This window comes from Streptomyces sp. NPDC091972, from assembly GCF_044756385.1.
Lineage (GTDB): Bacteria > Actinomycetota > Actinomycetes > Streptomycetales > Streptomycetaceae > Streptomyces.
Window position 1 is genome coordinate 642,299 of the sequence record NZ_JBIVSV010000003.1, and the last position, 25,479, is coordinate 667,777.

The window sequence follows — 25,479 nt, forward strand, 5'->3', positions numbered from 1 at the left end:
ACCGGCACGGATCCGGTCTGAACGCGGAAAGACCTGGATCGACCTCGGGAGGGACCATGCGTGACACCTCGGGAGAAGGCCCCCGCAAGTCCTCGGGAGCGAGCCTGCGGAAGTCCATCGCCACCGTCTGCCTCAGCGGCACCCTCACCGAAAAGCTGACAGCGGCCTCGCGGGCCGGCTTCGACGGCGTCGAGATCTTCGAGAACGACCTCCTGGCGAGCCCGCTCGCTCCCGAGGAGATCGCCGCCCGCACCACCGACCTGGGCCTGCGCATCGACCTTTACCAGCCGATGCGGGACATCGAGGCCGTTCCCGAGGAGCTGTTCGCCCGCAATCTCAGGCGGGCCCGGCACAAGTTCGAGCTGATGCGCAGGCTCGGCGCCGACACCGTGCTCGTCTGCTCCAGCGTCTCCCCGCACGCCGTGGACGACGACGCCCTCGCGGCGGAGCACCTGAGCCGGCTGGCCGACCTGGCCAGGGAGTCCGGCATCCGCGTCGCCTACGAGGCGCTGGCGTGGGGACGGCACGTCAGCACGTACGACCACGCCTGGCGGATCGTCCGGGCCGCGGACCATCCGGCGCTCGGCACCTGTCTGGACAGCTTCCACATCCTCTCCAGGGGCTCCGACCCCAAGGGCATCGAGGACATCCCCGGCGACAAGATCTTCTTCCTCCAGCTCGCCGACGCCCCGCTGATGGCCATGGACGTCCTCCAGTGGAGCCGCCACTACCGCTGCTTCCCGGGCCAGGGCGGCTTCGACGTCGCCGGACTCCTGCGGCACGTCCTCGCCGCCGGATACGACGGCCCGCTCTCCCTGGAAGTCTTCAACGACGTCTTCCGTCAGGCGGACGCGGGCCGTACGGCGCTGGACGGACTGCGCTCCCTGCTCGCCCTGGAGGAGAACGCCGGAGTCCTGCCGCTCCCGGCCCCGGTGACCCCCTCGGGCGTCGCCTTCGCCGAACTCGCCACCAGTGACCCCGAACCCGTCGGCGAACTCCTCACGGCTCTCGGCTTCACCCGCACCGGCCGCCACCACGGCAAGCCGGTCGACCTGTGGGAGCAGGGCGAGGCCCGGGTCCTGGTCAACACCGCGACCGCAGGCCGCCGTACCGACACCACCCTGGCCGCCGTGGGCCTGGAGACGACGGACCCGGCCGCCTCCGCGCGGCGGGCGGAGGCCCTGCTCGCGCCCGCCCTGCCCAAGCGCCGTGGCGCACAGGACGTCCCGCTGGAGTCGATCGCCGCCCCGGACGGCACCGAAGTCCTGTTCTGCGCGACCGGCCGTCCCGAACTCCCGGACTGGACCGACGACTTCGCCCACACCGCCGAGCCCCCGGCCACGGCCGCCCTCACCATCGACCACCTCGCGCTGACCCAGCCCTGGCACCACTTCGACGAGGCGGTGCTCTTCCACCGCACGGTCCTGGGGCTCAGCCCGCACGACACCGTCGAACTCGCCGACCCCTACGGCCTGTTCCGCAGCCGCGCCCTGTCCGCCTCCTCCCACGGACCCCGGCTGGTCCTCAACCTCGCGCCCACGCCGGAGGAGGACGGCGGGACGCGCGCCCGGCACGTGGCGTTCGCCGTCGACGACATCGTCACCGCGGTCCGCCGCTTCCGGGCGGCCGGGGCGGGGCTGCTGCGCGTCCCGGCGAACTACTACGACGACCTGGAGGCCCGTTTCGACCTCCCCGAGGGGGAGTTGGAGACGTACCGGGAGCTCGGCATCCTCTACGACCGCGACGAGCGCGGCGGCGAGTTCCGGCACTGCTACACGGAGACGGTCGGCCATGTCTTCTTCGAATTCGTGCAGCGCTCGGGCGGCTACGCCGGGTTCGGCGCGGCCAACGCGCCCATCAGGCTGGCCGCACAGCGGAGGTAGGAGCCGGGAAGGGACCGAAGGACCCGAGCGACAGGTGTGTCATCATCCGCCGATGACGTACGAAACGATCACCGCGGACGCGGCAGGCACCTGGACACTCGGCGATCTCACCGTCAACCGCGTCGGCTTCGGCGCGATGCGGCTGACCGGCAGCGCGGCCTTCCACCTCGGCAGCCCGAGCGACCGGCAGCGGTCCCTCGCCGTGCTGCGCAGGGCGAGGGAGCTCGGCGTCAACCACATCGACACGGCGGCCTTCTACTTCTCCTCGCTGCGCTCCGCCAACGAGCTCATCAACAGCGCGCTCTCCCCGTACCCCGACGACCTCGTCATCGTCACCAAGGTCGGTCCGTTCCGGAACTACGCGGGGGAGTGGGCGACTTCGGCCCGGCCGGAGGACCTGCGCGGCCATGTCGAGGAGAACCTGCGCCAGTTGGGACGCGACCACCTCGACGTCGTGAACCTGCGGCGGATGCGCCAGGACTCGATCGCCGAGCATTTCGGGGTGCTCGCCGACCTCCGTGAGAAGGGCCTGATCCGGCACCTCGGCGTCTCCGACGTCGAGCCCCGCCACCTCGCCGAGGCGCAGGCGATCGCGCCGGTGGTGTGCGTGCAGAACCGGTTCGGGCTCGGCTCCCGCTCCCCCGGCACCGAGGAGATCCTGCGGATCTGCGGCGAACAGGGCATCGCCTTCGTGCCGTTCTTCGCGAGCGCGGGGGAGGGCGGCCCGCACGGGGCCACCGCCGGTCACGACGAGGAGGTCCTGGCCGTCGCGCGGGCGCACGGGGCGACACCCGCCCAGGTCCGGCTCGCCTGGACCCTCGCACAGGGCCCGCACGTCCTCGCCATCCCCGGCACCGGCAACCCCGACCACCTCACCGAGAACATCGCGGCGGGCGCCCTCCGGCTCACCGACGAGGAACGGGACACGCTCGACTCACTGCATCAGAAGGCCGGTTGACGGGTCACACGATCCACTCGCCGTCCTCCATGACATGCCGCCCGCGCATCTCGTGCACGCCGTTGAGCGCCTGCACGGTGCGCGGACGCACCTGGAAGAAGGCGTAGGAATCGCTGTCCTCGCGCGGATCCCAGCCCGTCCTCGCCCGGAACGCCTCGATCGCCGCGGCCGGCACGTCCTTGCCGCCGTACGTCCGCACGTCCCCGTCGATGAGCACGACGTCCTGGGTGTCCCCGAACGCCAGCCGGGTACGGCCGCCGTCACGCAGATTGCGCCCCGTGGGATTGGTGATCCGCGTGGACACCCAGACGGACTCGCCGTCCCAGACGAACCACAGCGCCACCAGACACGGCAGCCCGTCGGCATCCGCCGAGGCCACCCAGATGTCCTTCTCCCGCTCCAGACGGGCCAGTACGTCATGCTTGCGTTGCTCGGCGCTGCGACTCTCGGCGATCGTCATGCTCCGGACGCTACCGGCCCACCGTCCCCCACCGCCTCGGCCGTCGGCCCTACGACCACGGACCGAACACCCCCGAGTGCCCGACCCACGTCCGGCAGCCCGGCCACATCGTCCTGGCGGGCCGACGGACCCCCTGGACGTACTGACTCGGCCGCCGACGGCCGTGAACGCGTGGCCACGGGCCCTTGGGTGTCTGTCGGCCGGCGGCCACCCACCCCGAGCCGGCGACCGAACGCGGCCTCCGGCAACCCGTCAGGCCCCACGACCGGCAGACGACCTGAGAGCTGTCCGGTGGTCCATCCGCTCGTCGCGAGCCCCGTGTGCCTCCATGGGTCGGCCATGTTGCCGACTCGGCGCGGCTCCACCGGCCGACGGCTCGGCCCCGCCGCCCCCCCGCGTGGGCGTACGTTCCCAACACGCCCCCGGCGACTGCGCATCGGCGTGCGCCAAGCCCTGGGCGCCCGGTGACCCATTCCGCCGCGGTGGAGGCCGACCCGCCTCCGGAGCCCCTGCCGCTCTGTCGTCGCGAGGCGGCCCGCCGACGGATCGGCACCGCCGCCACGCGGCTGGACGCGGTGAGCCGCACCCACCACCCCCGGCAGGTCCGCGCGCCGGACGACCCGCAACCCTCCGTCCGGGCACCCGCACCCCCTCGCCCGGCCCGGCGGCGCCGCTGTCGAACAGACCTACCGGCCGCCCACGCCAGCCGGCGGCGTCAGCACATCCTCGGCACCGCGCGGCCGGAAACGCCGGACCACGCGCACCGCCGGCCGCTGAGCCCGCGCCCTACCCCAGCCGCTCACGCAGGAAGGGCACCGTACGCTCCCAGGCGAGGGAAGCGGACTCGGCGTCGTACGTCGGGCCGCCGGTGTTGAAGAAGGCGTGGTTCGCCGGGTAGAGGCGCAGGTCCGGGGTGATCCCGGACTGTTCGTGGACGGCCTCGCTCAGGGCGTCGAGGCTTTCCGCCGGGATGGTCCGGTCGAGTTCGCCGTAGTGGCCGAGGATCTCCGCCTTCAGGCCGGAGAAGTCCGGCAGCTCGCCCTGGATCACCCCGTAGAACGGCACCGCGGCGCTCACCCGGGGCTCCGCCGCCGCCAGGTACAGCACGAAGCCGCCGCCCATACAGAAGCCGACCGCGCCGACGGTGTCCGAGGTGACCTCGTCCAGCGACAGCAGGTGGTCGACCGCACCGGACAGCAGCTCCACGCCCCGCGAGACCGGCAGCGCCTGCATCATCCGCAGGGCCTCGTCGCTGTCGTGGGCGACATTGCCGCCGTACAGGTCGGGAGCGAGCGCGACGAAGCCCTCGGCGGCCAGCCGGTCGGCGACGTCGGCGATGTGGTCGGTGAGTCCCCACCACTCCTGGATCACGATGACCCCCGGCCCGCTCCCGGACGGCGGCAGCGCCAGATAGCCGTGCGCGGTGGTGCCGCCGCTCGGGAAGGTGACGTTCTGGTGGGCGGGTGCTGCGGTCGACTTCGGCAGTTCGGCCATGGTGCTCGACTCCTGTGCGGTCCGGTGTACGAGGGCGCCGGAGCCGTGACCCCGGCGGTGATCACCAGCCTGCCACGAGCCGCGCGGACCGCCGACCCGAGGCCCACGGGACCGGACTGGCGCCACCTGAGTTTTACGTATAACCTCTCCCGTCAACCACCCCTCCCGAGAGGTTCCGATGAGACGCGTCGCCCTGGTCACCCTCGTCGTCGACGACTACGACGAGGCGATCCGCTTCTACACCGAGGCCCTCGGCTTCCGTCTCGTCGAGGACGCCCCGCGCCCCGACGGCTCCCGCTGGGTCGTCGTGCGGCCGGACGAGCGCGAGGGCGGTACCGACCTGCTGCTCGCCCGCGCCAAGGACGAGGCCCAGCAGGACCGGGTGGGGAACCAGACCGGCGGTCGCGTCGGTTTCTTCCTGCACACCGACGACTTCGCCCGCGACCACGCCCGCATGCTCGCCGCGGGTGTGACCTTCCTTGAGGAGCCCCGCCACGAGCCCTACGGCTCGGTCGCCGTCTTCCAGGACTTGTACGGAAACCGCTGGGACCTGCTCCAGCCCGCCGACTGACCTCCCTCCCGCCATTCCGCCGGACGTTCGAAGAAAGACCCCGTCATGACCGCTACGCGCGTAGACTCCGACCTGATCCGCCGCCTTCCCAAGGCGGTCCTGCACGACCACCTCGACGGCGGCCTGCGCCCCGCCACCGTCGTGGAGCTCGCGGCGGAGGTCGGCCACACCCTGCCCAGCACCGACCCGGACGAGCTCGCCGCCTGGTACTTCGACGCCGCCAACTCCGGTGACCTGGTGCGCTACATAGCCACCTTCGAGCACACCCTCGCCGTCATGCAGACCCGCGAGGGCCTGCTGCGCACGGCCGAGGAGTACGTCCTCGACCTGGCCGCCGACGGGGTCGTGTACGGCGAGGTGCGCTACGCCCCCGAGCTGAACACCAACGGCGGGCTGACCATGGCCGAGGTCGTCGAGACCGTCCAGGAGGGTCTGGCCGCCGGCATGGCGAAGGCCGCCGCCGCGGGCACCCCGGTGCGCGTCGGCACCCTGCTGTGCGGGATGCGGATGTTCGACCGGGTGCGCGAGGCCGCCGACCTGGCCGTGGCCTTCCGGGACGCCGGTGTCGTCGGCTTCGACATCGCCGGCGCCGAGGACGGCTTCCCGGCCGCCGACCACCGGGACGCCTTCGAGCACCTGCGCCGCGAGAACGTCCCCTTCACCATCCACGCCGGTGAGGCCCACGGCCTGCCCAGCATCCACCAGGCCGTCCAGGTGTGCGGAGCCCAGCGGATCGGCCACGGTGTGCGGATCACCGAGGACATCCCCGACCTCGCCGCCGGCAAGCTCGGCCGGCTCGCGGGCTGGGTCCGGGACCGCCGTATCGCCCTGGAGATGTGCCCGACGTCCAATCTCCAGACCGGCGCGGCCGACTCGATCGCCGACCACCCGATCACGGCCTTGAAGGACCTGGGCTTCAGGGTCACCCTCAACACCGACAACCGGCTGGTGTCGGGGACGACCATGACCCGTGAGATGTCGCTGATGGTCGAGGAGGCGGGCTGGACGGTCGAGGACCTGCGCACGGTCACGGTGAACGCGCTCAAGAGCGCCTTCATCCCGTTCGACGAGCGCAGGGCCCTCATCGAGGACGTCGTCCTGCCGGGCTACGCGCTCTGAAGCAGCCCCCGCAGATAGGCGGCCTGTCCGACGTGCTGGAGATCGTCGGACAGGACGCTGACCAGCCGCACTCCCAGGGTGACCGGCGGGTCCCAGTTCTCGTCCACCACCCGCTCCAGGTCGGCGGCGCTCAGCCCGCGCAGGGCTTCCAGGCTCTGGGCGTGCACGGCGTCGTAGTAACCGGTCAGCAGGTCCGCGGAGTCGACCCGCACCTTGGCGACCTGCGCGGAGGTGTGGCCGTAGCCGATGTCGCGCGGCTTCAGGTCGAGGCCGAACCGTTTCTCCCAGTCCTGGGTCAGCCACACCTGGTCGAGGCCGAAGGCGCCGGCCACGTGGTCGTCCTGGACGCGGGCGAGGTGCCAGACCAGCCACGCCACGGAGTTGGCGTCGGGTCCGGGACGGTGGTTGAGGTCGTCGGGGCCCAGGCCCTCGACGACGGCGTGGACTTCTTCCTGGATGCGGCCGAAACCGTCGATGAGGATGTCCTTTGCATGCATGACATCCACCATCGCGCATCGCGCCGCGTCACGCGCCGGATTCCGGCCCGGAGGCACGCTTCGGAACCGGCCCCGCGGTCACGCGTCGGGAATCCAGCTCCCGTGGAAGCCCAGCGGCACCCGTCCCGGCAGATGGATCCGGGCCACCGGCTCGCCCGTGAAGTCCTGGGCCGCGAGGATCAGCAGGTCCGAGGCGCCGCGCTCGGGGTTGTGCACGTACGCGATCGCGTACCCGTCGTCCTCGGCGGCCCTGTCGTCGCAGGGGTCGGACGGCACGAACACGGCCTCGCTCGCCGCCGCGCCCCGGGACAGCCGGTGCACCTGCGAGGTGCCCCGCAGCAGGTCGTGCTTGACGAGCGCGTTGCTGAACGCCCGGTCGGGCGGCGGGTTGCCGTCGACCGCCTGATAGGCCACCGCCATCTCCGCGGCCGCCGCCGAGTACCCGTAGCGGTGCCGGCGTGACACCAGCGCCTCGTTGACGCGCGGGAACTCCTGGGGCCGGTCGTCGAGGGTCCGGGTCCGCACCCGCCCCTGCCGAAGGTCGACCGTCCAGCGGTCCAGACGGGGGGTGCCCGCCCCGTACGGGCCTCCCGATCCGTTGCCCGCCACGAGGAAGGGCGCGTCGAAGTTGGTCATGTCGACGACCAGGTTGTCGCCCTCCTCGTACGCGTTGAGGGTGTGCGAGTAGTACACCGCGTCGACCTCGAACCAGCGGACCGCACCGCCCGCACGCGGCATGACGCCGACCCGCGCCGGATGCCGGTCGTTCCAGACGTAGGGCACGAGGTCACCGCGCTCGGCGCCCGCCATGTCGAAGGTGACCGGCATGTCGAGGACGATCACGTACCGCTCGGTGAGCGCGAAGTCGTGGATCATCGGCGCGTCCGCCACCGGGATGCGCGTGCTGCGCGAGACGCGTCCCCTCGGGTCCACCACGAGATGCCGGACGTGGTCCCAGGTCGGGTAGTAGGCGATCGCGTGCAGCTCGCCGGCGTACGCGTCGAACTTGGTGTGCGCGGTGAACGCGCCCTCCAGGGTGCCCCGGAAGTCGTAGGTGCCCACGGTGTTCAGTTCGTCGTCGAGCTCGTACGGCAGCGGTCCGCTCTCCTGGAGCGCCAGGATCCGCCCCCGGTGGGGGATCACATGGGTGTTGCACGGGAAGTCGTCCGGCGGCACCGGGCCGGGGTAGGGCTCGCCGAGCTTCCTCGCCACCTGGGAGGAGCGCACCCAGCGGTTGCGGTACCACTCGGCGCGGCCCTCGCGCAGCCGGACGCCGTGCACCATGCCGTCGCCGAGCATCCAGTGGTGGGCACGCGGGTCCTCCAGGCCCAGCACGTTGGGGCCGGTGCGCAGGTAGCGACCGTTCAGCTCGCGGGGGACGCGCCCGGTTACCGGCAGGTCGAAGGCGGTCAGCTCCTCGGTGACCGGCTCGAAGGCACCCTCCAGGAACGGGAAGCGGCGCGTGGACGCCGGGTGCGGGGCCGCGGAGGCCGGTTGCGCGCCCGGTCCGGTGCCGATCAGCCCGCCCGCGGCGGCGACCGCCGCGGCGCCGCGCAGGACGTTGCGGCGTGTGGGGTCGGTCGTCCGTGCGGAGTCGGTCGTGCTCGCGGCGTTCGCCGTCCGTGCCGAGTGCGTGGTCCGTGTGGGGTCCGTCATGTTCCCTGCTCCTGACCGCAGTTGTCCTCGCTGACGGTCATGAGTCTGCGGTGCGGGACGGCTCGGGTCAGGAGTGGTGGGCCCCGTCCTGGGGTGTTGCCAGGCCCCCTCTTCGGCGCGGTGGCTCAGGTCTCCAGCAGGGCCATCAGGGCTCGCGCCGCCGGACTGGTGGCCTGCGGGGGCGGCAGCAGGGCGACGGTCTCGTACACGGTCTCCCCGGTGCCCTTGACGGGCAGGGCCGTCAGCGACGGCCGCTTGTGCCGGAAGTGCTGCGGGACGACGGCCACACCGAGGTTCTCGTCCACCAGGTCGAGCAGGCTGTGCACGTCGTTGACCTCCAGCGCGACCGTCCGGCGCACCCCCGCCGCGGCGAAGACGGCGTCGGTGGTGCGGCGCGGCCCCCAGTCCGGGTGGAAGTCGACGAAGACCTCGCCGCCCAGGTCCTCCGGCGTCACGGCCGCACCGGCCGTGGCGAGCGGGTGACTGGGATGGCACAGCACGGTCATCGGCTCACCGGTCAGCGGTACGGCCCGGAGCTGGTCGGTCTCCTCAGGCGTCCCCCGTACGGCGAACGCCAGGTCGAGACGGCCCGCGGCGACCTCCTCGGCGAGCGCGCCCGAGCCCGCCTGGCGCAGACAGATCTCCACGTCCGGATGCTGCCGCCGGAACGAGGCGAGCAGCCCCGCCACATTCACCCCGGCGATGCACTGCTCGGAGCCCAGTGCGAGCATCCCGCGCAGTACGCCCTGCACGGCGGCCACCGCCTCGTGGGCGGAACGCACCTGTGCGAGGATCCGTTCGGCCTCGCCGAGCAGGGCCCGCCCGGCCGGGGTGAGCGTCACCCGGCGGGTGGTCCGTACGAACAGCGGGGTCTGCAGCTCGCGCTCCAGCGCCCGGATGGACGCGGACAGCCCGGACTGGGACACCAGGAGCCGCTCGGCGGCCCGGGTGAAGTGCTGGTCCTCGGCGACCGCCACGAAGTGCTGGAGATGACGCAGTTCCATGATTGAGAAGCCTAGCCGCTCAATTCCATCGGATTCTTCTGTTGGACCAATGCCCCCAGGTCGCGAAAGAGTGGGCAGCGATCGAAGACTTCGGTTCCACCGTGCCAACCCCTCTGGAGTCGCGTTGTACACCGCACACCCCGACCGCTACGCGGAGATGCCCTACCGGCGCACCGGACGCAGCGGCCTGAAGCTTCCCGCGATCTCGCTCGGTCTGTGGCACAACTTCGGCCCGGCGGACCGCACCGTCGACACCCAGCGGGCCATCCTGCGCCGGGCGTTCGACCTCGGTGTCACCCACTTCGACCTCGCCAACAACTACGGTCCGCCGCCCGGCGCCGCCGAGTCCGCGTTCGGGGAGGCCCTCAAGGCCGACCTCGCGGCCTACCGCGACGAGCTGATCATCTCCACCAAGGCCGGCTATCTGATGTGGCCCGGCCCGTACGGCGAGTGGGGCTCCCGCAAGTACCTGCTGTCCTCGCTGGACCAGAGCCTGACCCGGATGGGCCTGGACTACGTCGACATCTTCTACTCGCACCGCCCCGACCCGGACACCCCTCTGGAAGAGACGATGGGTGCCCTGCACACCGCGGTCCAGCAGGGCAAGGCGCTGTACGTCGGCATCTCCAACTACTCGGCCGAGCAGACCCGTGAGGCCGCCCGCATCCTCGGCGAACTCGGCACCCCGCTCCTCATCCACCAGCCGCGCTACTCGATGCTGGACCGCCGCCCCGAGGACGGCGGTCTGCTGGACGCGCTGGACGAGCTCCAGGTCGGCTCGATCGTCTTCTCCCCGCTGGAGCAGGGCCTCCTCACCGGCCGCTACCTCGACGGCATCCCCGAGGACTCCCGCGCGGCGAGCGACAGCCCCTTCCTGAACTCGGACGCGGTCACCGAGGACCTGGTGCGGCGGCTCCGCGAGCTCGACGGCATCGCCAAGGACCGCGGCCAGACCCTGGCCCAGACGGCCCTGGCCTGGGTCCTGCGCGGCGGCCGTGTCACCTCGGCGCTGGTCGGCGCGAGCAGCCCGCAGCAGATCGAGGACAGTGTGGGCACCATCGCCAACCTGGACTTCGACGCGGAGGAACTGGCGAGGATCGACGTGATCGTCAAGGGCTGACCGCCCCGGCCGGCACGGCCGCGCAGCCACAGGAACCGGGCACCGGCCTCAGGCCGGTGCCCGGTCCGCGTCCCGCAGCGATCACCCGGTCCGCTCCTCGATGCGCACGGTCACCGTGTCGCCCACGTCCTTCCCGATCGCCTTACGCACCTCGGCCTTCACGGGCAGCATGTGCGTGCCGTCCCCGAGAGCCATGAAGGAGCTCTGGAAGGGGTGCCCGTCGACCGTCCCGCGGACCTTGACGAGCCCCCGGGTGCCGAAGAACTCCACGGAGGCGGGCCAGCGGACGCAGGTCCAGCCGCCCTTCCCCGGGTTCCTGCTGAGGACCGCGGTGAATTCCGCGTCCACCTTTCCGGTCGTGGCCATGATGTTCTCCCTCGCCGACGGCTTCCTTCTCAGGAGACCTCCGACGGGGTGAGAACTCATCGCGGCCGTCCCTCACGCCCCGGCCGGCACCCGGTCCAGGAAGCCGTGCACGGTCCGGATCCGGTCGTCCTCGGCGAGCGTGACCACATCGGATCCGGCGACGGGCGCCGAGCCGTCGTCCTCGCTGACGAGCTCCCAGGAGAACCGCGCCGTGTCGTGATGGCCGTCGACGGCGCCGATGATCCGGAAGACGAACCCCGGGAACTGCTCGTGGACCGCCGCGATCACCGCGGCGATCCCGTCGTGGCCCACCACCTCGGCGAGGGGGTCGGTGTAGCCGCCGTCCACTGTCCAGGCGGCCGTCACCGCCTTGGCACGTGCCTCCGGCTCACGCGCGTTCCACGCTTCGAAGTAGCGGGCCACGGCACTCTCATAGCGGTCTGTGTTCGCGGGCATGGGAAATCAGCCTCCGTCGAGGTCGTCTGTGCTGGTGGGACCTGCTGCGACAACCCTGCCCGCGGCGCCCGGAACCGTCGATTACTTCCGGGGTCATGGTGTTTGAACGTGTACCCGTCAGATTTCGGCCAGGAAGGGGGGTGAATATGCCAGGAGACTGGCCAAAAAGATGTGGTGACAGTGTTTCAGTAGTGAACATACTCGACTGACAGGTCCTTCACATCGAGCGAAGGACCCGTCACGTACAGCAAGAGCGCGTACCACCACTGAGCCGCACGGAAGCGAGGACCCTGCCGGCAGGCGACTGGAGCAAGCGGGGGAGTGGATCGTGCACGACGAATTCCTGTGCCATGTCACGGGGTACGGCATCTGCGACGGGCGGCGCATCGGCGTCCCCCTCGGAACCTACCGTGCGCCCACCCTCGCCCTCGCCCTGTGGTGGTTACGCGACCGGGCCTCCTGGATCGCCGACCGGCTGGATCCTCAGCCCGAGGCCGAGTACCTGCCGGTGGGTGCCCTCGTCCCGGTCGCCGACACCGTGCTCGACGTGCCCGCGGTGATGCGGGCCTGGTGCACCGATCTGTACCAACAGGAGCTCGTCGCCGACGAGTTGGCGGCCGGCCGGCTGGTCCGGATCGCCGCGAGCGACGACACCACCGAGTACGAACTGCTCGCCGAGTCCGTGGACGCCTTGAGAATCCACCGGATGGCCTCGGCGCTCTTCACGCCGGTCGCCTGAGCCGCCTCGCCGCCGTCCGCTCCCTGTGTGCGGGGTCGCTCCGCCGCGGCCGGCTGCCCTGTTCCCTGGCGCCCGTGGTTGCCCAGCCGCTTGCGGCTTGCCGCAACCCGCCGGCCCTGCCGGAGCCGCGTCGCTGCTGCCCGCTCCCCGTCGCCGGGTTGCCCCGCCGCACCCCGCTTCCGCGGGAGTACGGGTACTGCTTCCCGTTCCTGTCCCCGGAGACCCGCCGCACCCCGCTCCTTCGTGAAACGGCGCCGTCCTCCCCCTCCTGGGCCCTGTGCGCGACCCGAGCCGCCGACCCCACACTCTCCGCCCCGACCCCGCCGCCGGGCGGCCAAAGGGGTGAATCGGTAGAATTCAGGCATGGCGGAGCGGCCGGTCGCACCGACGGCGCCCGAGCTCGTCCTGGAGACCGACACCGGCTCCACGGTGATGAGCCCGGGCCACGACTACCGCGTGGGGCGCGACCCGTTGAGCGACATCGTCCTGGACGACGCCCGGGTCTCGTGGCACCACGCGGTGCTGCGACCCGAGGCCGACCACTGGACCCTCGAGGACGAGAACAGCACCAACGGCACCTACGCCGACGGCCGCCGCGTCCACGAATGGCACGTCGGCCCCGGCAGCATCATCCACTTCGGCAGCCCCTCCGACGGCCCCTGCGCCGTCCTGCTGGGCGTGCCCGCCCCCGAACGCCCCTCGGCGGTCTCGATGCCCGGTCTCACCGGCACCTTCCGCCGGCCCACGGCGGTACGGCCGCTGCCCGCCCGCACGGTCCGCATCGGCCGCGCCGACGACAACGACCTGATCGTCGACGACCTGGTGGTCTCCCGCCACCACGCCGAACTACGCGCCCTGCCCGACGGCAGCTACGAGATCGCCGATCTCGGCAGCCACAACGGCACCTACCTCAACGGCCGGCCCGTCACCAGCGCCCCCATCGGGCCGGGGGACATCGTCGGCATCGGGCACTCGGCGTTCTGCCTCGTCGGCGACACGCTCCAGGAGTACGTCGACACCGGCGAGGTCTCCCTCGACGTCCAGGACCTCACGGTCGCCGTGGACCGCGGCCGCAGGACCCTGCTCGACCACGTGTCCTTCCCGGTGGGGGAGAAGTGCCTGCTCGCGGTCGTCGGCCCCAGCGGCGCGGGCAAGTCCACCCTCCTGAACGCCCTCACCGGGCAGCGCCCCGCCGACCACGGCACCGTCCTCTACGACGGCCGCGACCTCTACCGCGACTACGCCGAACTGCGCCAGCGCATCGGCCTGGTCCCGCAGGACGACATCCTGCACGCCCAGCTCACCGTCCGCAGTGCCCTGTCCTACGCCGCCGAACTGCGCTTCCCGCAGGACACCGCGAAAGCCGAACGCCGGGAACGGGTCGACGAGGTCATCCGCGAACTCGGCCTGGAACAGCGCGCCCGGCAGCCCGTGCACAGCCTCTCCGGCGGACAGCGCAAGCGCGTCAGCGTGGCGCTGGAACTGCTGACCAAACCGTCCCTGCTCTTCCTGGACGAACCGACCTCCGGTCTCGACCCCGGCATGGACCGCTCGGTGATGCACATGCTGCGCGGCCTCGCCGACGACGGCCGCACGGTCATCGTGGTCACCCACAGCGTCCTGAGCCTCGACGTCTGCGACCGCCTCCTCGTCCTCGCCCCCGGCGGCCGGATCGCCTACTACGGCCCGCCCGAGGACGCCCTCGCCTACTTCGGCTTCACCCAGTGGCCCGAGGCCTTCGAAGCGTTCGAACGCGACCAGGACCGCGACTGGGCGGGCGACTTCCACTCCTCGGCCTTCCGGCACCAGTACGTCACCGAGGCCACCGCCCAGCCCCGCACGCCCCGCTCCGAACCGGTCGTCATCGCGCCCCCGCCCCGGCCCCGCAGCCGCGGCGCCCAGCTCGGCACCCTGATCCGCCGCTACACCGCCGCCCTGAGCGCCGACCGCACGTTCCTCGCCATCATGATCGCCCTCCCCTTCGTCATGGGCGCCATGGCCCGGGCCCTCGCGGGCAGTGAGCTCACCCGGGACACCGCGATGAACGCCCTGCTCATCCTGTGCGTCGGCGGTGTGCTCACCGGCGCCGCGAACGCCGTGCGCGAGCTGGTGAAGGAACGGGTCATCTACCGTCGGGAACGGGCCGTGGGCCTGTCCAGATCGGCGTACCTGATGTCCAAGGTCGTGGTGCTGGGCACGATCACCGTCGTGCAGGCGGTGGTGCTGACCCTGGTCGCCCTCCTGGGTGTCGACCTCAACGCTCCGGGTGGCGAGGGCGTGGTGATGCCGCCCCTCGCGGAGATCACCCTCGCGGTCGCCCTGCTGGCGTTCACGGCGATGATGCTCGGCCTGCTCGTGTCCGCGCTGGTCCGCAAGGAGGAGGTGACGATGCCGCTGCTCGTGCTGCTCGCCATCGTCCAGGTCGTGTTCTGCGGCGCCCTGCTCGGACTCGACGGTGTGCCCGGACTGGAGCAGTTCTCCTGGCTGGTGCCCTCGCGCTGGGCGCTCGGCGCGATGGCCGGCACCATCGGCCTCGGGCGGATCGTGCCCGGCGATCTCACCGGCGACCCGCTGTTCGAGCACTCGGCCGGCGTGTGGCTGCTGAACGTCGGCATGCTCGTCGTCCTCTCGGTGCTCTTCGGATTCCTCGTCTCCCGGCTGCTGCGCCGCCACGAACCCGCGGTCATGCGGAAGTAGGCCGCCGATGACGACCCCCGGCTTCCGGCCCAGCCATGTCGTCCCCGGGTGCGGCATGTCCGCCTGGGAGGCCCCCGACCCCGCCCGTCCCACCGTGCCCCTCGACCCCCTCCTGCCGGTCCAGCTCGTCGAGCGGCGCGGCGACTGGGCGCACGTCCTGTGCGCCAACGGCTGGTCGGCGTGGGTCGACGGCCGCCACCTGATCGCCGTACCCCAGGACCCGCCCGCCCCCGACAGCCCGCTCACCCGCGCCGCCGACCCGCGCCCCCTGCTGGCCCGCGCCGACGAGACCCTCGCCCGCTACCGGGCCGCCGTCGAGGAGCTGGCCCGCGGCGGTCTCGACGGGGAGGCCTTCCGCGGCCGCACCCGGGGACTGCGGATCGGGGTGGTCGTCGACGGGGAGGACGTATGGCTGTACGACGCCCAGCACGGACGCTGGGTGTACGCCGACGGGACCCGGCTCGCCACCTACGCCACCGACGACGCGCCCCGCGCGGCCGCCGACGGTCCCGGGCACGCCCCCACCCAGGTGGTGACCCCGGATGGCCCGTGAGACCAGCCTCTTCTCCGGCAGCCCCTCCGAACTGGTCGGCCGGCAGGTCGCGAGCTACCGCATCGAGCAGGAGATCGGGCGGGGCGGCATGGCCGTCGTCTACCGGGCCCGGGACCTGCGTCTGGACCGCACGGTGGCGCTGAAGCTGCTGGCCCCGGAGCTCGCCCGCAACGACACCTTCCGCAAGCGCTTCAGCCACGAGTCCCGGGTGGCCGCCGCGATCGACCACCCGCACATCGTCCCCGTCTTCGAGGCGGGCGAGACGGACGGCGTGCTGTACATCGCCATGCGCTACGTCGCCGGCAGCGACCTGCGTCATCTCCTGGACCGCCAGGGGCCGTTGCCGCTCGCGACCGCGCTGCGGATCGCGGCCCAGGTCGCCTCCGCGCTGGACGCCGCCCACGAGCACGGCCTGGTGCACCGGGACGTGAAGCCGGGCAACATCCTCGTCTCCCGGGGCACCGACAGCGACCATCCCGAACACGTGTACCTCACCGACTTCGGGCTCACGAAGAAGTCCCTCTCGCTGACCGGGTTCACGTCGGTCGGCCAGTTCGTCGGCACCCTGGACTACGTGGCCCCCGAGCAGATCTCCGGCCGCCCGGTCGACGGCCGCTGCGACGTCTACGGCTTCGCCTGCGTGGTGTTCGAGTCCCTCACGGGCCACCCGCCGTTCCGCCGCGACGACGACATGGCCCTGCTCTGGGCCCACCAGTACGACGCCCCGCCCGCGCTCTCCGAGTCCCGCGCGGGACTGCCCACAGCGCTCGACGCGGTGTTCGCCAGGGCGCTCGCGAAGTCCCCCAGCGACCGCCACGACTCCTGCCTCGACTTCGTCGCGGCCCTCCGCTCGACGGCGACGGGCGGCCACCCGCCGACGCAGGTCGCCCTGCGCACCGTGGAACCGCCGGACACCCGGCCCAAGCCCCCGCCGCGCTGGGCGGAGCCGGTGGTCCGGGGGCGGTAGCCGGCCGTGCTCCCGGCCGGGACCCCCGTCAGGTGCCCGCCGGCCCGGTCTCCCCCGCGCGGCGCACGAACCGCGCCGGCAGCGCCCCGAGGAAACCGGTGACCAGGCCCCACAGCGCGCCGAGGGCCACCGCACGCCACAGCTCCGGTTCTAGGAACAGCTGACCGGTCAGGCCGCCGCCCAGGTCTCCGATGCCGAGGACCGACAGGCCGTAGTGGGCGGAGATCCGGCCCATGAGACAGATCATGAGGACCGTCAGGGCGAGCGCGACCGCCAGGTGCACGGCGTGCTGCCAGGCGCGGACGCGGGCGGGGGAGCGGGCCGCCGCCAGGAACGCCACCGAGAGCAGCAGGACCGCCTCGACCACCACCAGCCACCAGACCCGGCCGTCGTGCTCGGCGAGGGTGCGCAGGTTCAGCGTGGCCGTGTCGGAGGAGCGCAGGACCTCGTCCAGGAGGTGCGGCATGGGCAGTCCGAAGGGGCCGTCGACCCGGCCGTTCCAGGTGGCGCCGAGGCCGATGGTCAGGGCGAGCCAGACCAGGTTCGGCATGCCCAGCAGGATCACCGCGAGGGTCTCGGGCGCATGGCCGCGGGTCGCGGCGACGACCAGGGCGATCAGGGTGCCGAGGACGACGTGGGAGAGCAGGAGCACGACCATGGCGTGCGCCGGGGGCCGCACCGGCTCCTGGAGGCGCAGCAGTCGCCCCGGCAGGGGAGCCCGGCGCGAGACCAGCAGGGCCAGCACCAGGACACCGGCCATCCACAACAGGCCGAACAGGAGGGTCCGCGGGACGTCGGCGGTGAAGCCGACCTCGGGGGAGACACCGAACAGATCGCCCAGGTCGTTCAGCGTGTCGTCACCGACGGAGAGCCTGAACTTCTGGCGGGCCGCTGAGGCCAGCGCGAGGAGCGCGAGCAGCCACAGCAGGCCGATGCGGGCGGCCCGTCCGGCGAGTTCCCGGCCGCCGGCGACGGCCCGGTGCCGCAGCGGTCTGAGGAAGCCCGCGCCGGACACCAGCGCTCCGGCCAGGGTGACGGAGAGCGGGATCACGGTGAGTCCGGCCGCGCTGCCGGCGAGGCCCCCCGCACCGCCCGACAGCCTGACCGTGCCGCCGACGGCCGTGACCACGGTCGCCGCCACGACCCGGGGGAACGCGTGGTCCGGAAGGTCGGCCGCCCCCGCCGCCCACAGTCCCAGCGCGGCCACCGCACTCATGACGACCACCGTCAGCAGGACCGTGACCAGGGCCTGAACCCAGCCGTGGCGAGCGACGGCCGCCTGGTCGAAGGGGGGTTGCGGATGCACCCTGCCACGCTAAGCAGCGTGCCGGCGGCCCGCCTGCCGGGAGGTCCGTCCGCGTCCGCTTGCGGGGTGCACGGGACCCGAGCAGACAATGGGTATGTCGCGGAAAAATGCGGCTGTATCGGGGCATTCGGATCGCGCCGCAGGAATCCCGCGTCGGGAAGAAGAACTCGTGAGCGTCGAACCGCCCTCGTCGGGCCGCCCCACCCGCCCGCCCTCCGGCCCGCTGTCGGGCCCCTCGCAGCCGCCCACCGGGCCACCCTCGCAGCCCCCGGGCAGCAGCGGCGGAGCGCCCGCGCCCGAACCCCGCCGCCCCTGGTGGAGGTCGGCGCCCCGGGTCGCGGTGATCGCCGCCGCGGTCGTCGTCGCCGTGGTCCTCGCTGTCGTGTTCACCCGCTCCGGCGGCGGTTCCTCGCCGACCGGCGGCAACGGCGAGGTCTTCCTCCAGGCCGCCGCCAAGACCGGTCCCGAGCCCTTCACCGAGTCGACCGCCAAGGACAGCTCGGTCCCGCCGGTCACCGCCTCTCCGAGCGGCTCCTCCGAACCCGCGAACGCGGTACGGGGTGTGGACGGTGCCGCTCCCGGCCTCTACGGCGGTACCCGCAACGCCTCCAGCTGCGACGTCGAGAAGCAGATCAAGGCCCTGCGGGCGGACCCCGAGAAGAACAGCGTGTTCGCCTCCGTCGCCGGTGTCCGGCCGTCCGGGGTCCCCGCCTTCCTGCGCTCGCTCACCCCGGTCCAGCTGCGCATGGACACCCGCGTCACCAACCACGGCTACCGCGACGGCGCCGCCACCAGCTACCAGGCCGTCCTCCAGGCCGGCACCGCCGTCCTCGTCGACGACCGCGGAGTGCCCCGCACGCGCTGCGCCTGCGGCAACCCGCTGACCCCGCCGGTCGCCCAGCAGACCGCACCGAAGCGCACCGGCGACTCCTGGCCGTCGTACGACCCCTCGAACGTGGTCGTGGTCGCGCCCTCGACGACGGTCATCGACGTCTTCGTGCTCTACGACCCCGACCACCACGACTGGGTCGCCCGGCACCGCGGCGACACCGGCGGCAAGGACCACAAGGCCCACCCGCCGGCCAAGCCCTCCCCGCCGGTGAGCGTGTCACCGCCGACGACGCCGAGCACACCGGCGTCCCCGAAATCCCCGGAGCCCTGCGTCTCCACGTCCTCCGGAGCAACGTCCGGATCGTCGAGTCCGTGCCCGCCGGCCCTGATCGCCCCGTCCTCACCGCCCTCGAGCCCGCCTTCACCGCCGCCGCCCAGCAGTGAATCCCCAGGTGAAAGCAGTGCGCCCGACTCCTCGTCCCCGCAGCCGCCCCTCGTCTCCGACACCACGGAGAGCACCACACAGTCGGCGCCCCTGTCCGGTGCCGCCGTCTCGTGGGCGGTGTGACGCGTCACCTGGACTGCGACGCGCGACTTGGGGTACGAGGACTGGTGCAGCAGCGTCCGGCCAGTCCGGCTTCCGAGAGAGAAACGCATGATCGATCACCTGGACGGGGCAGTGATACCGACTGGTTTCGACGTGCCCGTGGAACCCTTGCGGCGGGCGGCGCACTACACCGGTGAGCCGGGGAGCATCGCCGCGGCGCGCTCGTTCGCCGCGGACTTCCTCGAGCGGCTCCGAACCGAGTGGTGCGCCGACATCGGCGATCGCGCCGAGGAGGAGGTCCTCCTCGTGGTGAGCGAACTCGTCACCAACGCCGACCGGCACAGCAACGGGCCGTACATCCTTGAGCTGGAGGGCACCGACGCCGAGGTCGTGGTCACGGTCTACGACAGCAGTGCGGCCCTGCCCCGCAGATTCCCGCGCGATCCCGAGCGCGTCGGCCGGCACGGTCTGGAGATCGTGCACGTGCTGGCCCGGGAGGTGGCGGCGGAACGCGTACCGGTGGGCAAGCGGGTGCGGGCCGTGCTGGGCTTCGGCGCCAAGGAGTGACGGCTCGTCCCGGCCGCTTCGGTGCCACCGACTGAACTGGTCCGGTCAAAAAGCGGGTGCCGTCCGAGGACGGCACCCGCTTTTCTGTCGCTCTGTACCTGTCGGGCCGTGTGTGTCAGGCGCAGCCCAGCTCGCCCAGCATGCCCTCGCGCAGCCGCGTGATGATCCGCTTGATCAGCCGGGACACGTGCATCTGCGAGCAGCCGAGGCGCTCGCCGATCTCCGACTGGGTGGCCTCCTCCACGAACCGCATGTGGATGATCTGCCGGTCGCGCTCGCTGAGCTCGGCCATCAGCGGGGCGAGTGACTGGAAGTCCTCGACGAGCCGCAGCCCCTCTTCCTCCACCCCGATGAAGTCGGCGAGCACCGCTTCGCCGCCCTCGGGGCCGTCGCCGGTCAGGGCGGCGTCCAGGGACGAGGAGTTGTAGCCGTTCGAGGCGATCTGCGCCTCGATCACCTCGTTCTCGGAGATGTTCATCAGGGTGGCGAGTTCGGCCACCGTCGGGTCGCGGTCCAGCCGGCTGGCGAGTTCCTCGCGAGCCTTGGCCAGCTCGACGCGCAGCTCCTGGAGGCGCCGCGGAACGTGCACCGCCCAGGTGGTGTCACGGAAGAAACGCTTGATCTCGCCGACGATGTAAGGCAGCGCGAATGACGTGAACTCGACCTCACGGGAGATCTCGAACCGGTCGATCGCCTTGATCAGACCGATCATGCCGGTCTGGACGATGTCCTCCATGTCGTCGCCGCGGCCCCGGAACCTCCCGGCCGCGAAGCGCACGAGCGACATGTTCATCTCAATGAGGGTGTTGCGCGCGTACTGGTACTCGTGCGTCCCCTCCTCGAGCTCGGTGAGGCGCTGGAAGAACTGGCGGGACAGCTCCCGTGCGTCCCGCGGGGCGACGGACCGCGGTTCCTCGACTCCCGGCAGGGGTGTCTCACCCGTCCTGGCCCCGCTGGCGTGCTCGGCGACCTGTGCCTCCGAACGGTTCACGGCGGTGACGGCGGTATGCATTACCTCTCCCACGAAAGTCACGGCTCGACGTCTGCCTCTTCGGCCTGGGTTGTCTCGGGTCCTGCAGATGTGGCCTGCCGTGTACCCGGTTCTCGACAACATATGCCTCCCCGGGCCACCGGCCGAATCCACCGCCCGCAGCTCCCTTCGCCCTGCGCGTACCCGGGGAGTGACGAGACATGCCCACCAAGTTGACCAGTGGCCAAAAATCGTCGTCCTCAAGGGCCGACGCGGGTGGCGACGATCAGTTCGTGCAGGTAGCGCTTGGTGACCCGGCCGCCGTGACGTGTCTCGATCAGATCCCTGAGACAGGCCAGCAGACCGTCGCGACGGGTGCTGTCGAGGGCCCGGTGGCCCGAGTAGGTGAGGAGTACGTCGATGTACTGGTCGGCGGTGTAAGGGATGTCCTGCTCGAAGCGGGTCACCGTTACGTCACGGAGGCGCGGGCAGTTCTCGAACTCCTCCGTATCGGGGACGATCTCGGAGGACGACCGCAGCCGCAGCCCGGGTGGTGTGGCCGGATCCCAGCGTTCGTAGCACTCCTGGGCCCGGGCGAAGAAGCCGGTGGAGCCGCCCGCCACATGGTGGGTGACCACGACGGCGAGTCGTCCCCCGGTCCGGAGCGCGTCCGCCGCCTTCTCCACCCGGACGGCCGGGTCGATCCAGTGGAAGGCGGTGGCGCAGGCGACCAGGTCGAAGGGTTCCGCGGGCAGCGGCCAGCCCTCGAACTCGGCGGTCCGCACGTCGACGCGGGGGAAGGCGCCCAGCCGCCGCCGGGCCACCGCGGCCATCGCGGCCCCCAGTTCCACCGCGGTGATGTGACAGCCGAACCGGGCCAGGTCGCGGGTGAGCTGTCCGGTCCCCGGCCCCACCTCCAGGACGCGGCTTTCGGGGCCGAGACCCGTCATCCGGGCCAGCTCCGCGACCAGCGCGGGCGGATAGCCCGGACGTGCCCTGTCGTACAGCTCCGCCGCCCTGTCGAACGTCTCCCGCAGCACCGTGACCCCACCCTCGTCCGTCGTCGATTCCACCCAGGGCGGAATACCCACCCCTTCCCCTGACGGCCACGGAACCTAGGCTGATCCGGTGAGCAACGAAGCGCCGAACCAAGCCCGCGTGATCCCGCTGCGCCCGCCGTCCGCGCGCCCGGGGTCCGTCCGCCCGGTCTCCGAACGCCCCGCCACCGCCCCGCCGCAGGAGCCCGCCGCCAGGGAACCCCTGTGGCGCGACCTCGTCGGGGATGTCCTGCGCCGTGAGCGCCTCGCCCAGGAGCGCACGCTCAAGGACGTGGCCGACGCGGCCCGGATCTCGATGCCCTACCTCTCCGAGGTGGAGCGCGGCCGCAAGGAGGCCTCCTCGGAGGTCCTCGCGGCCGCCGCCCACGCCCTGGGCCTCGGCCTCGGTGATCTGCTCTCCCTGGCCCAGGGCGAGCTCAGCCGGCACTCCGCCCGCAGCCGGCGCGCGCTGCCGGGATCGTCGTACGACGGGATGTGCCTGGCGGCCTGACCCGGTGGGCCGGTGCCTCAGACGCGCACGAGGCGCCGGCTCACCACTTCGTCGGCCAGCCCGTACTCCACGGCCTCCTGTGCGGTGAAGACCTTGTCGCGGTCCATGTCGGCGCGCAGGGTCGCGATGTCGTGGTGGGTGTGGCGGGCCAGCACCTCCTCGACCTGGGAGCGGATGCGGACCATCTCCTTGGCCTGGAGGGCGAGGTCCGAGATCGCGCCGCGGCTGCCGCCGGAGGCGGGCTGACCGAGCAGCACGCGCGCGTGCTCCAGCACCAGCCGCCGTCCGGGATCCCCGCCGGCCAGCAGGACGGCCGCGGTGGACGCCGCCTGCCCCACGCACAGCGTCGAGATCGGCGCCTGGACGTAGGTCATCGTGTCGTAGATCGCCATCAGCGAGGTGAACGAGCCGCCGGGGGAGTTGATGTAGATCGAGATCTCGTTCTCCGGCGCGGCCGACTCCAGGTGCAGGAGCTGTGCGATCACGACGTTGGCCACCCCGTCGTCGATCTCGGTGCCGAGGAAGATGATCCGCTCGGAGAGCAGGCGGCTGAACACGTCGGAGGACCTTTCGCCGTGCGCGGTCCGCTCGGTGACGTACGGAATCGTGTAGTTCGCCATGTCAGAGCCCCATCCGTCGCCTGGAGGCGGCCGGGCGGACGTCCGCGAGGGACTCCACGACCCGGTCCACCATGCCGTACTCCCTGGCCTCCTCGGCCGTGAACCAGCGGTCGCGGTCGCCGTCGCGGGCGATGGTCTCCGGTGTCTGGCCGGTGTTCTCGGCGAGGAGGCGTTCCATGGTCTGCTTGCTGTGGTCCAGGTTCTCGGCCTGGATCAGGATGTCGGCGGTGGTGCCGCCGATGCCCGCGGAACCCTGGTGCATCATGATCCGCGCGTTCGGCAGGGCGTAGCGCTTGCCGGGGGTGCCGCCGCAGAGCAGGAACTGGCCCATGCTCGCCGCGAAGCCCATGGCGAGCGTCGACACGTCGTTGGGGATCAGCCGCATCGTGTCGTAGATGGCGAGGCCCGCGTACACGGAACCGCCCGGGCTGTTGATGTAGAGGCTGATGTCGGTGCGCGGGTCCTCCGCGGACAGGACCAGCAGCTGGGAGCAGACGCGGTTGGCGGAGACCTCGTCGACCTGGGTGCCCAGCAGCACGATGCGCTGGGCGAGGAGCTGGGCGGCCAGTTGGTCGTCGAAGCGGGTGGGAGGGGTGTCGCCGTCCTCGGCCCGGATGGAAGTCATGGGCGGTCCTCGTGGTCGTAGGGATGCCGTCGGCTCCACTCTTGACCTCGGACGACGCCCCGAAGCGGTTTCTCTGCCGGTGGCAGATTCGCCACCGGCAGAGCGCGGGCCCCGGGGTGTGCTCAGCCCGTCTCGCGCAGCTGTCGGAAGAACGCCCGGACGTCGCCCACCAGCAGGTCCGGCTCCTCCATCGCCGCGAAGTGGCCGCCCCGGTCGAACTCGGTCCAGCGCACGAGGTTCTCGGTGCGTTCCGCCTTGTGCCGCAGCGGGAGCTGGAGCTCCGCAGGGAAGACGGCGAGGGCGGTCGGCGCGGTCGACGGTTCGGTGGGCCGGGCCGCCCTCCCGTCGGTGGCGTGCGCCCGCTCGTAGTAGATCCGGGCGGCCGAACCGGCGGTCCCGGTCAGCCAGTACAGCATCACGTTGGTCAGCAGCCGGTCCCGGTCCACGGCCTCCTCGGGCAGCTCGGCGGAGTCCGTCCACTCCTGGAACTTCTCGACGATCCAGGCGAGTTGGCCGACGGGCGAGTCGGTGAGCGCGTAGGCGAGGGTCTGCGGCCGGGTGGAGTGCAGGACCGCGTACCCGGTGCCCTCGCGGGACCAGGCGCTCCACCGACGCCACGACTCCAGGGCGCGTTCCCGCTCCCCGGGTCCGAGCGCGGCGAGTTCCTCCTCGGTCGGCTCCTCGGTGGCCTGCGCGCCCGGCAGCAGATTGAGGTGGACGCCGATGACCCGCCCCGGGTGGGCGCGGCCCAGCTCCCGGGAGATCGCCGAGCCCCAGTCGCCGCCCTGCGCGCCGAACCGCTCGTAGCCGAGCCGGGTCATCAGCTCGGCCCACGCGTCGGCGATCCGGCCCGCCTCCCAGCCGGTGTCCGCGGGAGGCCCGGAAAGCCCGAAACCCGGGATGCTCGGTACGACGACGTGGAAGGCGTCGGCCGGGTCGCCGCCGTGGGCCGCCGGGTCGGTCAGCGGGCCCACCACGTCCAGGAACTCGACGATCGAGCCCGGCCAGCCGTGGGTGATCACCAGGGGCGTGGCGTCCGGCTCGGGGGAGCGGACGTGCGCGAAGTGGACGGTCGTGCCGTCGATGACGGTCGTGAACTGCGGCCACTCGTTCAGTCGGGCCTCGGCCGCCCGCCAGTCGTAGGAGTGCCGCCAGTGGTGGGCGAGGTCGCGCAGATAGCCGGCCGGCACGCCGTACGCCCAGCCCGTGGCCGAGAGGTCGTCGGGCCAGCGGGTGCGGTCGAGCCGGTCGTGGAGGTCGTCGAGGTCGCTCTGCGCAACGGCGAGGCGGAAGGGCGTGATGCTGCCGGTTGACGTCATGCGGGGATGCTAGGTCGCACCGGTGTACACGCCACACGGATTAACCGGCCGCCCGACCGATGAGTTCTGCGCCGGGGATCGGTCCCCAAGACGACCGCACCACGACCCTTCGGGAGGACCCCATGGCGAGCAAGCCCTTCACCACATGTCTCTGGTTCGACGGCCAGGCCGAGGAGGCCGCGCACTTCTACGTCTCGGTCTTCAAGGACTCCACCGTCGGGAGGGTCACCCACTACCCCGAGGGCGCGATGCAGCCCGCCGGGACCGTCCTGACGGTGGACTTCACGGCCAACGGGCAGAACTTCGTCGCCCTCAACGGCGGACCGCAGTTCAAGTTCACCGAAGCCGTCTCCTTCCAGATCTTCTGCGCGGACCAGGAGGAGATCGACTACTACTGGACCAAGCTCACCGAGAACGGCGGCGAGCCCGGTCCCTGCGGCTGGCTCAAGGACCGTTACGGACTGTCGTGGCAGGTCGTGCCCGAGGGGCTGGCCGACATGGTGGCCGACCCGGACCCGGAGAAGGCGGCCCGCGTCACCAAGGCGTTCATGGCGATGAGCAAGTTCGACGTGGCCGCCCTGGAGAAGGCGTACGCGGGGGAGTGAG

At 71.9% G+C, this 25,479-nt stretch carries 26 protein-coding genes; 13 read left to right on the forward strand and 13 right to left on the reverse strand.

What is annotated here, in order from left to right; all coding sequences use genetic code 11:
* The first annotated feature begins 104 nt into the window (after positions 1-104).
* A complete protein-coding gene (locus ACIQJT_RS12010) occupies positions 105-1,883 on the forward strand; it encodes a bifunctional sugar phosphate isomerase/epimerase/4-hydroxyphenylpyruvate dioxygenase family protein (protein ID WP_402642637.1) in 1,779 nt (592 codons plus the stop codon).
* 52 nt (positions 1,884-1,935) lie between these two features.
* On the forward strand, positions 1,936-2,841 hold the full coding sequence (locus tag ACIQJT_RS12015) for an oxidoreductase (RefSeq protein WP_402642417.1): 906 nt from the start codon (positions 1,936-1,938) through the stop codon (positions 2,839-2,841).
* Positions 2,842-2,845: 4 nt separating this feature from the next.
* On the opposite strand, the gene ACIQJT_RS12020 is transcribed toward ACIQJT_RS12015, so the two are convergent.
* Both ACIQJT_RS12020 and ACIQJT_RS12025 read right to left on the reverse strand, forming a co-directional pair.
* Entirely contained in the window at positions 2,846-3,301 is a 456-nt protein-coding gene (locus tag ACIQJT_RS12020) for a pyridoxamine 5'-phosphate oxidase family protein (protein WP_402642420.1), read from the reverse strand.
* Positions 3,302-4,087: 786 nt separating this feature from the next.
* A complete protein-coding gene (locus ACIQJT_RS12025; RefSeq protein WP_402642422.1) occupies positions 4,088-4,795 on the reverse strand; it encodes a dienelactone hydrolase family protein in 708 nt (235 codons plus the stop codon).
* A 178-nt stretch (positions 4,796-4,973) separates the two neighbouring features.
* Here ACIQJT_RS12025 and ACIQJT_RS12030 point away from each other — a divergent pair, with 178 nt between their 5' ends.
* Together ACIQJT_RS12030 and ACIQJT_RS12035 are read left to right on the forward strand one after the other, a co-directional pair.
* Entirely contained in the window at positions 4,974-5,366 is a 393-nt protein-coding gene (locus ACIQJT_RS12030) for a VOC family protein (protein ID WP_351987478.1), read from the forward strand.
* Positions 5,367-5,411: 45 nt separating this feature from the next.
* On the forward strand, positions 5,412-6,485 hold the full coding sequence (locus ACIQJT_RS12035) for an adenosine deaminase (protein WP_402642424.1): 1,074 nt from the start codon (positions 5,412-5,414) through the stop codon (positions 6,483-6,485).
* On the opposite strand, the gene ACIQJT_RS12040 is transcribed toward ACIQJT_RS12035, so the two are convergent.
* The 3 genes from ACIQJT_RS12040 to ACIQJT_RS12050 all read right to left on the reverse strand — a co-directional run bounded on the left by ACIQJT_RS12040 (position 6,473) and on the right by ACIQJT_RS12050 (position 9,642).
* Positions 6,473-6,982, reverse strand: coding sequence for a DinB family protein (locus ACIQJT_RS12040; protein WP_402642427.1), 510 nt, complete (start codon positions 6,980-6,982; stop codon positions 6,473-6,475). The genes ACIQJT_RS12035 and ACIQJT_RS12040 overlap by 13 nt on opposite strands.
* Before the next feature lie 78 nt (positions 6,983-7,060).
* Entirely contained in the window at positions 7,061-8,638 is a 1,578-nt protein-coding gene (locus ACIQJT_RS12045) for a carotenoid oxygenase family protein (RefSeq protein ID WP_402642430.1), read from the reverse strand.
* 125 nt (positions 8,639-8,763) lie between these two features.
* Positions 8,764-9,642, reverse strand: coding sequence for a LysR substrate-binding domain-containing protein (locus ACIQJT_RS12050; protein ID WP_402642433.1), 879 nt, complete (start codon positions 9,640-9,642; stop codon positions 8,764-8,766).
* 124 nt (positions 9,643-9,766) lie between these two features.
* Between ACIQJT_RS12050 and mgrA the strand changes: the two genes are divergently transcribed.
* Positions 9,767-10,762 (forward strand): L-glyceraldehyde 3-phosphate reductase, encoded by a 996-nt coding sequence (mgrA, locus tag ACIQJT_RS12055; protein WP_402642436.1) that lies wholly within the window; start codon positions 9,767-9,769, stop codon positions 10,760-10,762.
* Positions 10,763-10,843: 81 nt separating this feature from the next.
* Here the strand turns inward: mgrA and ACIQJT_RS12060 are convergent, their stop codons facing one another.
* Positions 10,844-11,128 (reverse strand): DUF1905 domain-containing protein, encoded by a 285-nt coding sequence (locus ACIQJT_RS12060; RefSeq protein WP_402642438.1) that lies wholly within the window; start codon positions 11,126-11,128, stop codon positions 10,844-10,846.
* Between the two features lie 72 nt (positions 11,129-11,200).
* The gene (locus ACIQJT_RS12065) at positions 11,201-11,584 is read right to left on the reverse strand and encodes a nuclear transport factor 2 family protein (protein WP_402642441.1); all 384 of its coding nucleotides are present in this window, start codon (positions 11,582-11,584) and stop codon (positions 11,201-11,203) included.
* Positions 11,585-11,912: 328 nt separating this feature from the next.
* Between ACIQJT_RS12065 and ACIQJT_RS12070 the strand changes: the two genes are divergently transcribed.
* The 4 genes from ACIQJT_RS12070 to ACIQJT_RS12085 all read left to right on the forward strand — a co-directional run bounded on the left by ACIQJT_RS12070 (position 11,913) and on the right by ACIQJT_RS12085 (position 16,540).
* Positions 11,913-12,323: a hypothetical protein gene (locus ACIQJT_RS12070; RefSeq protein ID WP_365449387.1), complete on the forward strand. Its 411-nt coding sequence runs from the start codon at positions 11,913-11,915 to the stop codon at positions 12,321-12,323.
* 363 nt (positions 12,324-12,686) lie between these two features.
* Positions 12,687-15,020 carry an FHA domain-containing protein gene (locus tag ACIQJT_RS12075; RefSeq protein ID WP_402642444.1) on the forward strand — a complete coding sequence of 778 codons (2,334 nt, stop codon included), beginning with the start codon at positions 12,687-12,689 and terminating at the stop codon, positions 15,018-15,020.
* Between the two features lie 7 nt (positions 15,021-15,027).
* Complete coding sequence (locus ACIQJT_RS12080; protein WP_365449391.1) at positions 15,028-15,573, forward strand: hypothetical protein; 546 nt, start codon at positions 15,028-15,030, stop codon at positions 15,571-15,573.
* A complete protein-coding gene (locus ACIQJT_RS12085) occupies positions 15,563-16,540 on the forward strand; it encodes a serine/threonine-protein kinase (protein ID WP_402642447.1) in 978 nt (325 codons plus the stop codon). Before ACIQJT_RS12080 ends, ACIQJT_RS12085 begins: the two co-directional genes overlap by 11 nt.
* Positions 16,541-16,568: 28 nt before the next feature.
* Here ACIQJT_RS12085 and ACIQJT_RS12090 read toward each other — a convergent pair whose 3' ends face one another.
* Positions 16,569-17,846: a streptophobe family protein gene (locus ACIQJT_RS12090; RefSeq protein ID WP_402642449.1), complete on the reverse strand. Its 1,278-nt coding sequence runs from the start codon at positions 17,844-17,846 to the stop codon at positions 16,569-16,571.
* Positions 17,847-18,015: 169 nt separating this feature from the next.
* On the opposite strand from ACIQJT_RS12090, the gene ACIQJT_RS12095 reads away from it, so the two are divergent.
* Entirely contained in the window at positions 18,016-19,245 is a 1,230-nt protein-coding gene (locus ACIQJT_RS12095) for a DUF6777 domain-containing protein (protein WP_402642451.1), read from the forward strand.
* 87 nt (positions 19,246-19,332) lie between these two features.
* Positions 19,333-19,791 (forward strand): ATP-binding protein, encoded by a 459-nt coding sequence (locus tag ACIQJT_RS12100; RefSeq protein WP_365449399.1) that lies wholly within the window; start codon positions 19,333-19,335, stop codon positions 19,789-19,791.
* A gap of 115 nt (positions 19,792-19,906) precedes the next feature.
* On the opposite strand, the gene ACIQJT_RS12105 is transcribed toward ACIQJT_RS12100, so the two are convergent.
* Together ACIQJT_RS12105 and ACIQJT_RS12110 are read right to left on the reverse strand one after the other, a co-directional pair.
* Entirely contained in the window at positions 19,907-20,803 is an 897-nt protein-coding gene (locus ACIQJT_RS12105; RefSeq protein WP_365449401.1) for an RNA polymerase sigma factor SigF, read from the reverse strand.
* Positions 20,804-21,021: 218 nt separating this feature from the next.
* Positions 21,022-21,801 carry a methyltransferase domain-containing protein gene (locus ACIQJT_RS12110; RefSeq protein ID WP_365449575.1) on the reverse strand — a complete coding sequence of 260 codons (780 nt, stop codon included), beginning with the start codon at positions 21,799-21,801 and terminating at the stop codon, positions 21,022-21,024.
* An 88-nt stretch (positions 21,802-21,889) separates the two neighbouring features.
* Here ACIQJT_RS12110 and ACIQJT_RS12115 point away from each other — a divergent pair, with 88 nt between their 5' ends.
* A complete protein-coding gene (locus tag ACIQJT_RS12115) occupies positions 21,890-22,309 on the forward strand; it encodes a helix-turn-helix transcriptional regulator (RefSeq protein ID WP_365449403.1) in 420 nt (139 codons plus the stop codon).
* 17 nt (positions 22,310-22,326) lie between these two features.
* On the opposite strand, the gene ACIQJT_RS12120 is transcribed toward ACIQJT_RS12115, so the two are convergent.
* From ACIQJT_RS12120 to ACIQJT_RS12130, 3 genes are all read right to left on the reverse strand, one after another.
* Complete coding sequence (locus tag ACIQJT_RS12120; protein ID WP_053849635.1) at positions 22,327-22,929, reverse strand: ClpP family protease; 603 nt, start codon at positions 22,927-22,929, stop codon at positions 22,327-22,329.
* A gap of 1 nt (position 22,930) precedes the next feature.
* Positions 22,931-23,554 carry a ClpP family protease gene (locus tag ACIQJT_RS12125; RefSeq protein ID WP_053849636.1) on the reverse strand — a complete coding sequence of 208 codons (624 nt, stop codon included), beginning with the start codon at positions 23,552-23,554 and terminating at the stop codon, positions 22,931-22,933.
* Positions 23,555-23,676: 122 nt separating this feature from the next.
* Positions 23,677-24,873 carry an epoxide hydrolase family protein gene (locus tag ACIQJT_RS12130; RefSeq protein ID WP_365449405.1) on the reverse strand — a complete coding sequence of 399 codons (1,197 nt, stop codon included), beginning with the start codon at positions 24,871-24,873 and terminating at the stop codon, positions 23,677-23,679.
* A gap of 122 nt (positions 24,874-24,995) precedes the next feature.
* On the opposite strand from ACIQJT_RS12130, the gene ACIQJT_RS12135 reads away from it, so the two are divergent.
* A complete protein-coding gene (locus ACIQJT_RS12135; protein ID WP_365449407.1) occupies positions 24,996-25,478 on the forward strand; it encodes a VOC family protein in 483 nt (160 codons plus the stop codon).
* Position 25,479: the final 1 nt, after the last annotated feature.

What these genes read in the sequence shown, in the direction of transcription:
- ACIQJT_RS12015 (WP_402642417.1), top strand. Translation starts at nt 1,936, where the DNA reads ATGACGTACGAAACGATCACCGCGGACGCGGCAGGCACCTGGACACTC.
- ACIQJT_RS12020 (WP_402642420.1), bottom strand. Translation starts at nt 3,301, where the DNA reads ATGACGATCGCCGAGAGTCGCAGCGCCGAGCAACGCAAGCATGACGTA.
- ACIQJT_RS12025 (WP_402642422.1), bottom strand. Translation starts at nt 4,795, where the DNA reads ATGGCCGAACTGCCGAAGTCGACCGCAGCACCCGCCCACCAGAACGTC.
- ACIQJT_RS12030 (WP_351987478.1), top strand. Translation starts at nt 4,974, where the DNA reads ATGAGACGCGTCGCCCTGGTCACCCTCGTCGTCGACGACTACGACGAG.
- ACIQJT_RS12035 (WP_402642424.1), top strand. Translation starts at nt 5,412, where the DNA reads ATGACCGCTACGCGCGTAGACTCCGACCTGATCCGCCGCCTTCCCAAG.
- ACIQJT_RS12040 (WP_402642427.1), bottom strand. Translation starts at nt 6,982, where the DNA reads ATGCATGCAAAGGACATCCTCATCGACGGTTTCGGCCGCATCCAGGAA.
- ACIQJT_RS12045 (WP_402642430.1), bottom strand. Translation starts at nt 8,638, where the DNA reads ATGACGGACCCCACACGGACCACGCACTCGGCACGGACGGCGAACGCC.
- ACIQJT_RS12050 (WP_402642433.1), bottom strand. Translation starts at nt 9,642, where the DNA reads ATGGAACTGCGTCATCTCCAGCACTTCGTGGCGGTCGCCGAGGACCAG.
- ACIQJT_RS12060 (WP_402642438.1), bottom strand. Translation starts at nt 11,128, where the DNA reads ATGGCCACGACCGGAAAGGTGGACGCGGAATTCACCGCGGTCCTCAGC.
- ACIQJT_RS12065 (WP_402642441.1), bottom strand. Translation starts at nt 11,584, where the DNA reads ATGCCCGCGAACACAGACCGCTATGAGAGTGCCGTGGCCCGCTACTTC.
- ACIQJT_RS12075 (WP_402642444.1), top strand. Translation starts at nt 12,687, where the DNA reads ATGGCGGAGCGGCCGGTCGCACCGACGGCGCCCGAGCTCGTCCTGGAG.
- ACIQJT_RS12080 (WP_365449391.1), top strand. Translation starts at nt 15,028, where the DNA reads ATGACGACCCCCGGCTTCCGGCCCAGCCATGTCGTCCCCGGGTGCGGC.
- ACIQJT_RS12085 (WP_402642447.1), top strand. Translation starts at nt 15,563, where the DNA reads ATGGCCCGTGAGACCAGCCTCTTCTCCGGCAGCCCCTCCGAACTGGTC.
- ACIQJT_RS12100 (WP_365449399.1), top strand. Translation starts at nt 19,333, where the DNA reads ATGATCGATCACCTGGACGGGGCAGTGATACCGACTGGTTTCGACGTG.
- ACIQJT_RS12105 (WP_365449401.1), bottom strand. Translation starts at nt 20,803, where the DNA reads ATGCATACCGCCGTCACCGCCGTGAACCGTTCGGAGGCACAGGTCGCC.
- ACIQJT_RS12120 (WP_053849635.1), bottom strand. Translation starts at nt 22,929, where the DNA reads ATGGCGAACTACACGATTCCGTACGTCACCGAGCGGACCGCGCACGGC.
- ACIQJT_RS12125 (WP_053849636.1), bottom strand. Translation starts at nt 23,554, where the DNA reads ATGACTTCCATCCGGGCCGAGGACGGCGACACCCCTCCCACCCGCTTC.
- ACIQJT_RS12130 (WP_365449405.1), bottom strand. Translation starts at nt 24,873, where the DNA reads ATGACGTCAACCGGCAGCATCACGCCCTTCCGCCTCGCCGTTGCGCAG.
- ACIQJT_RS12135 (WP_365449407.1), top strand. Translation starts at nt 24,996, where the DNA reads ATGGCGAGCAAGCCCTTCACCACATGTCTCTGGTTCGACGGCCAGGCC.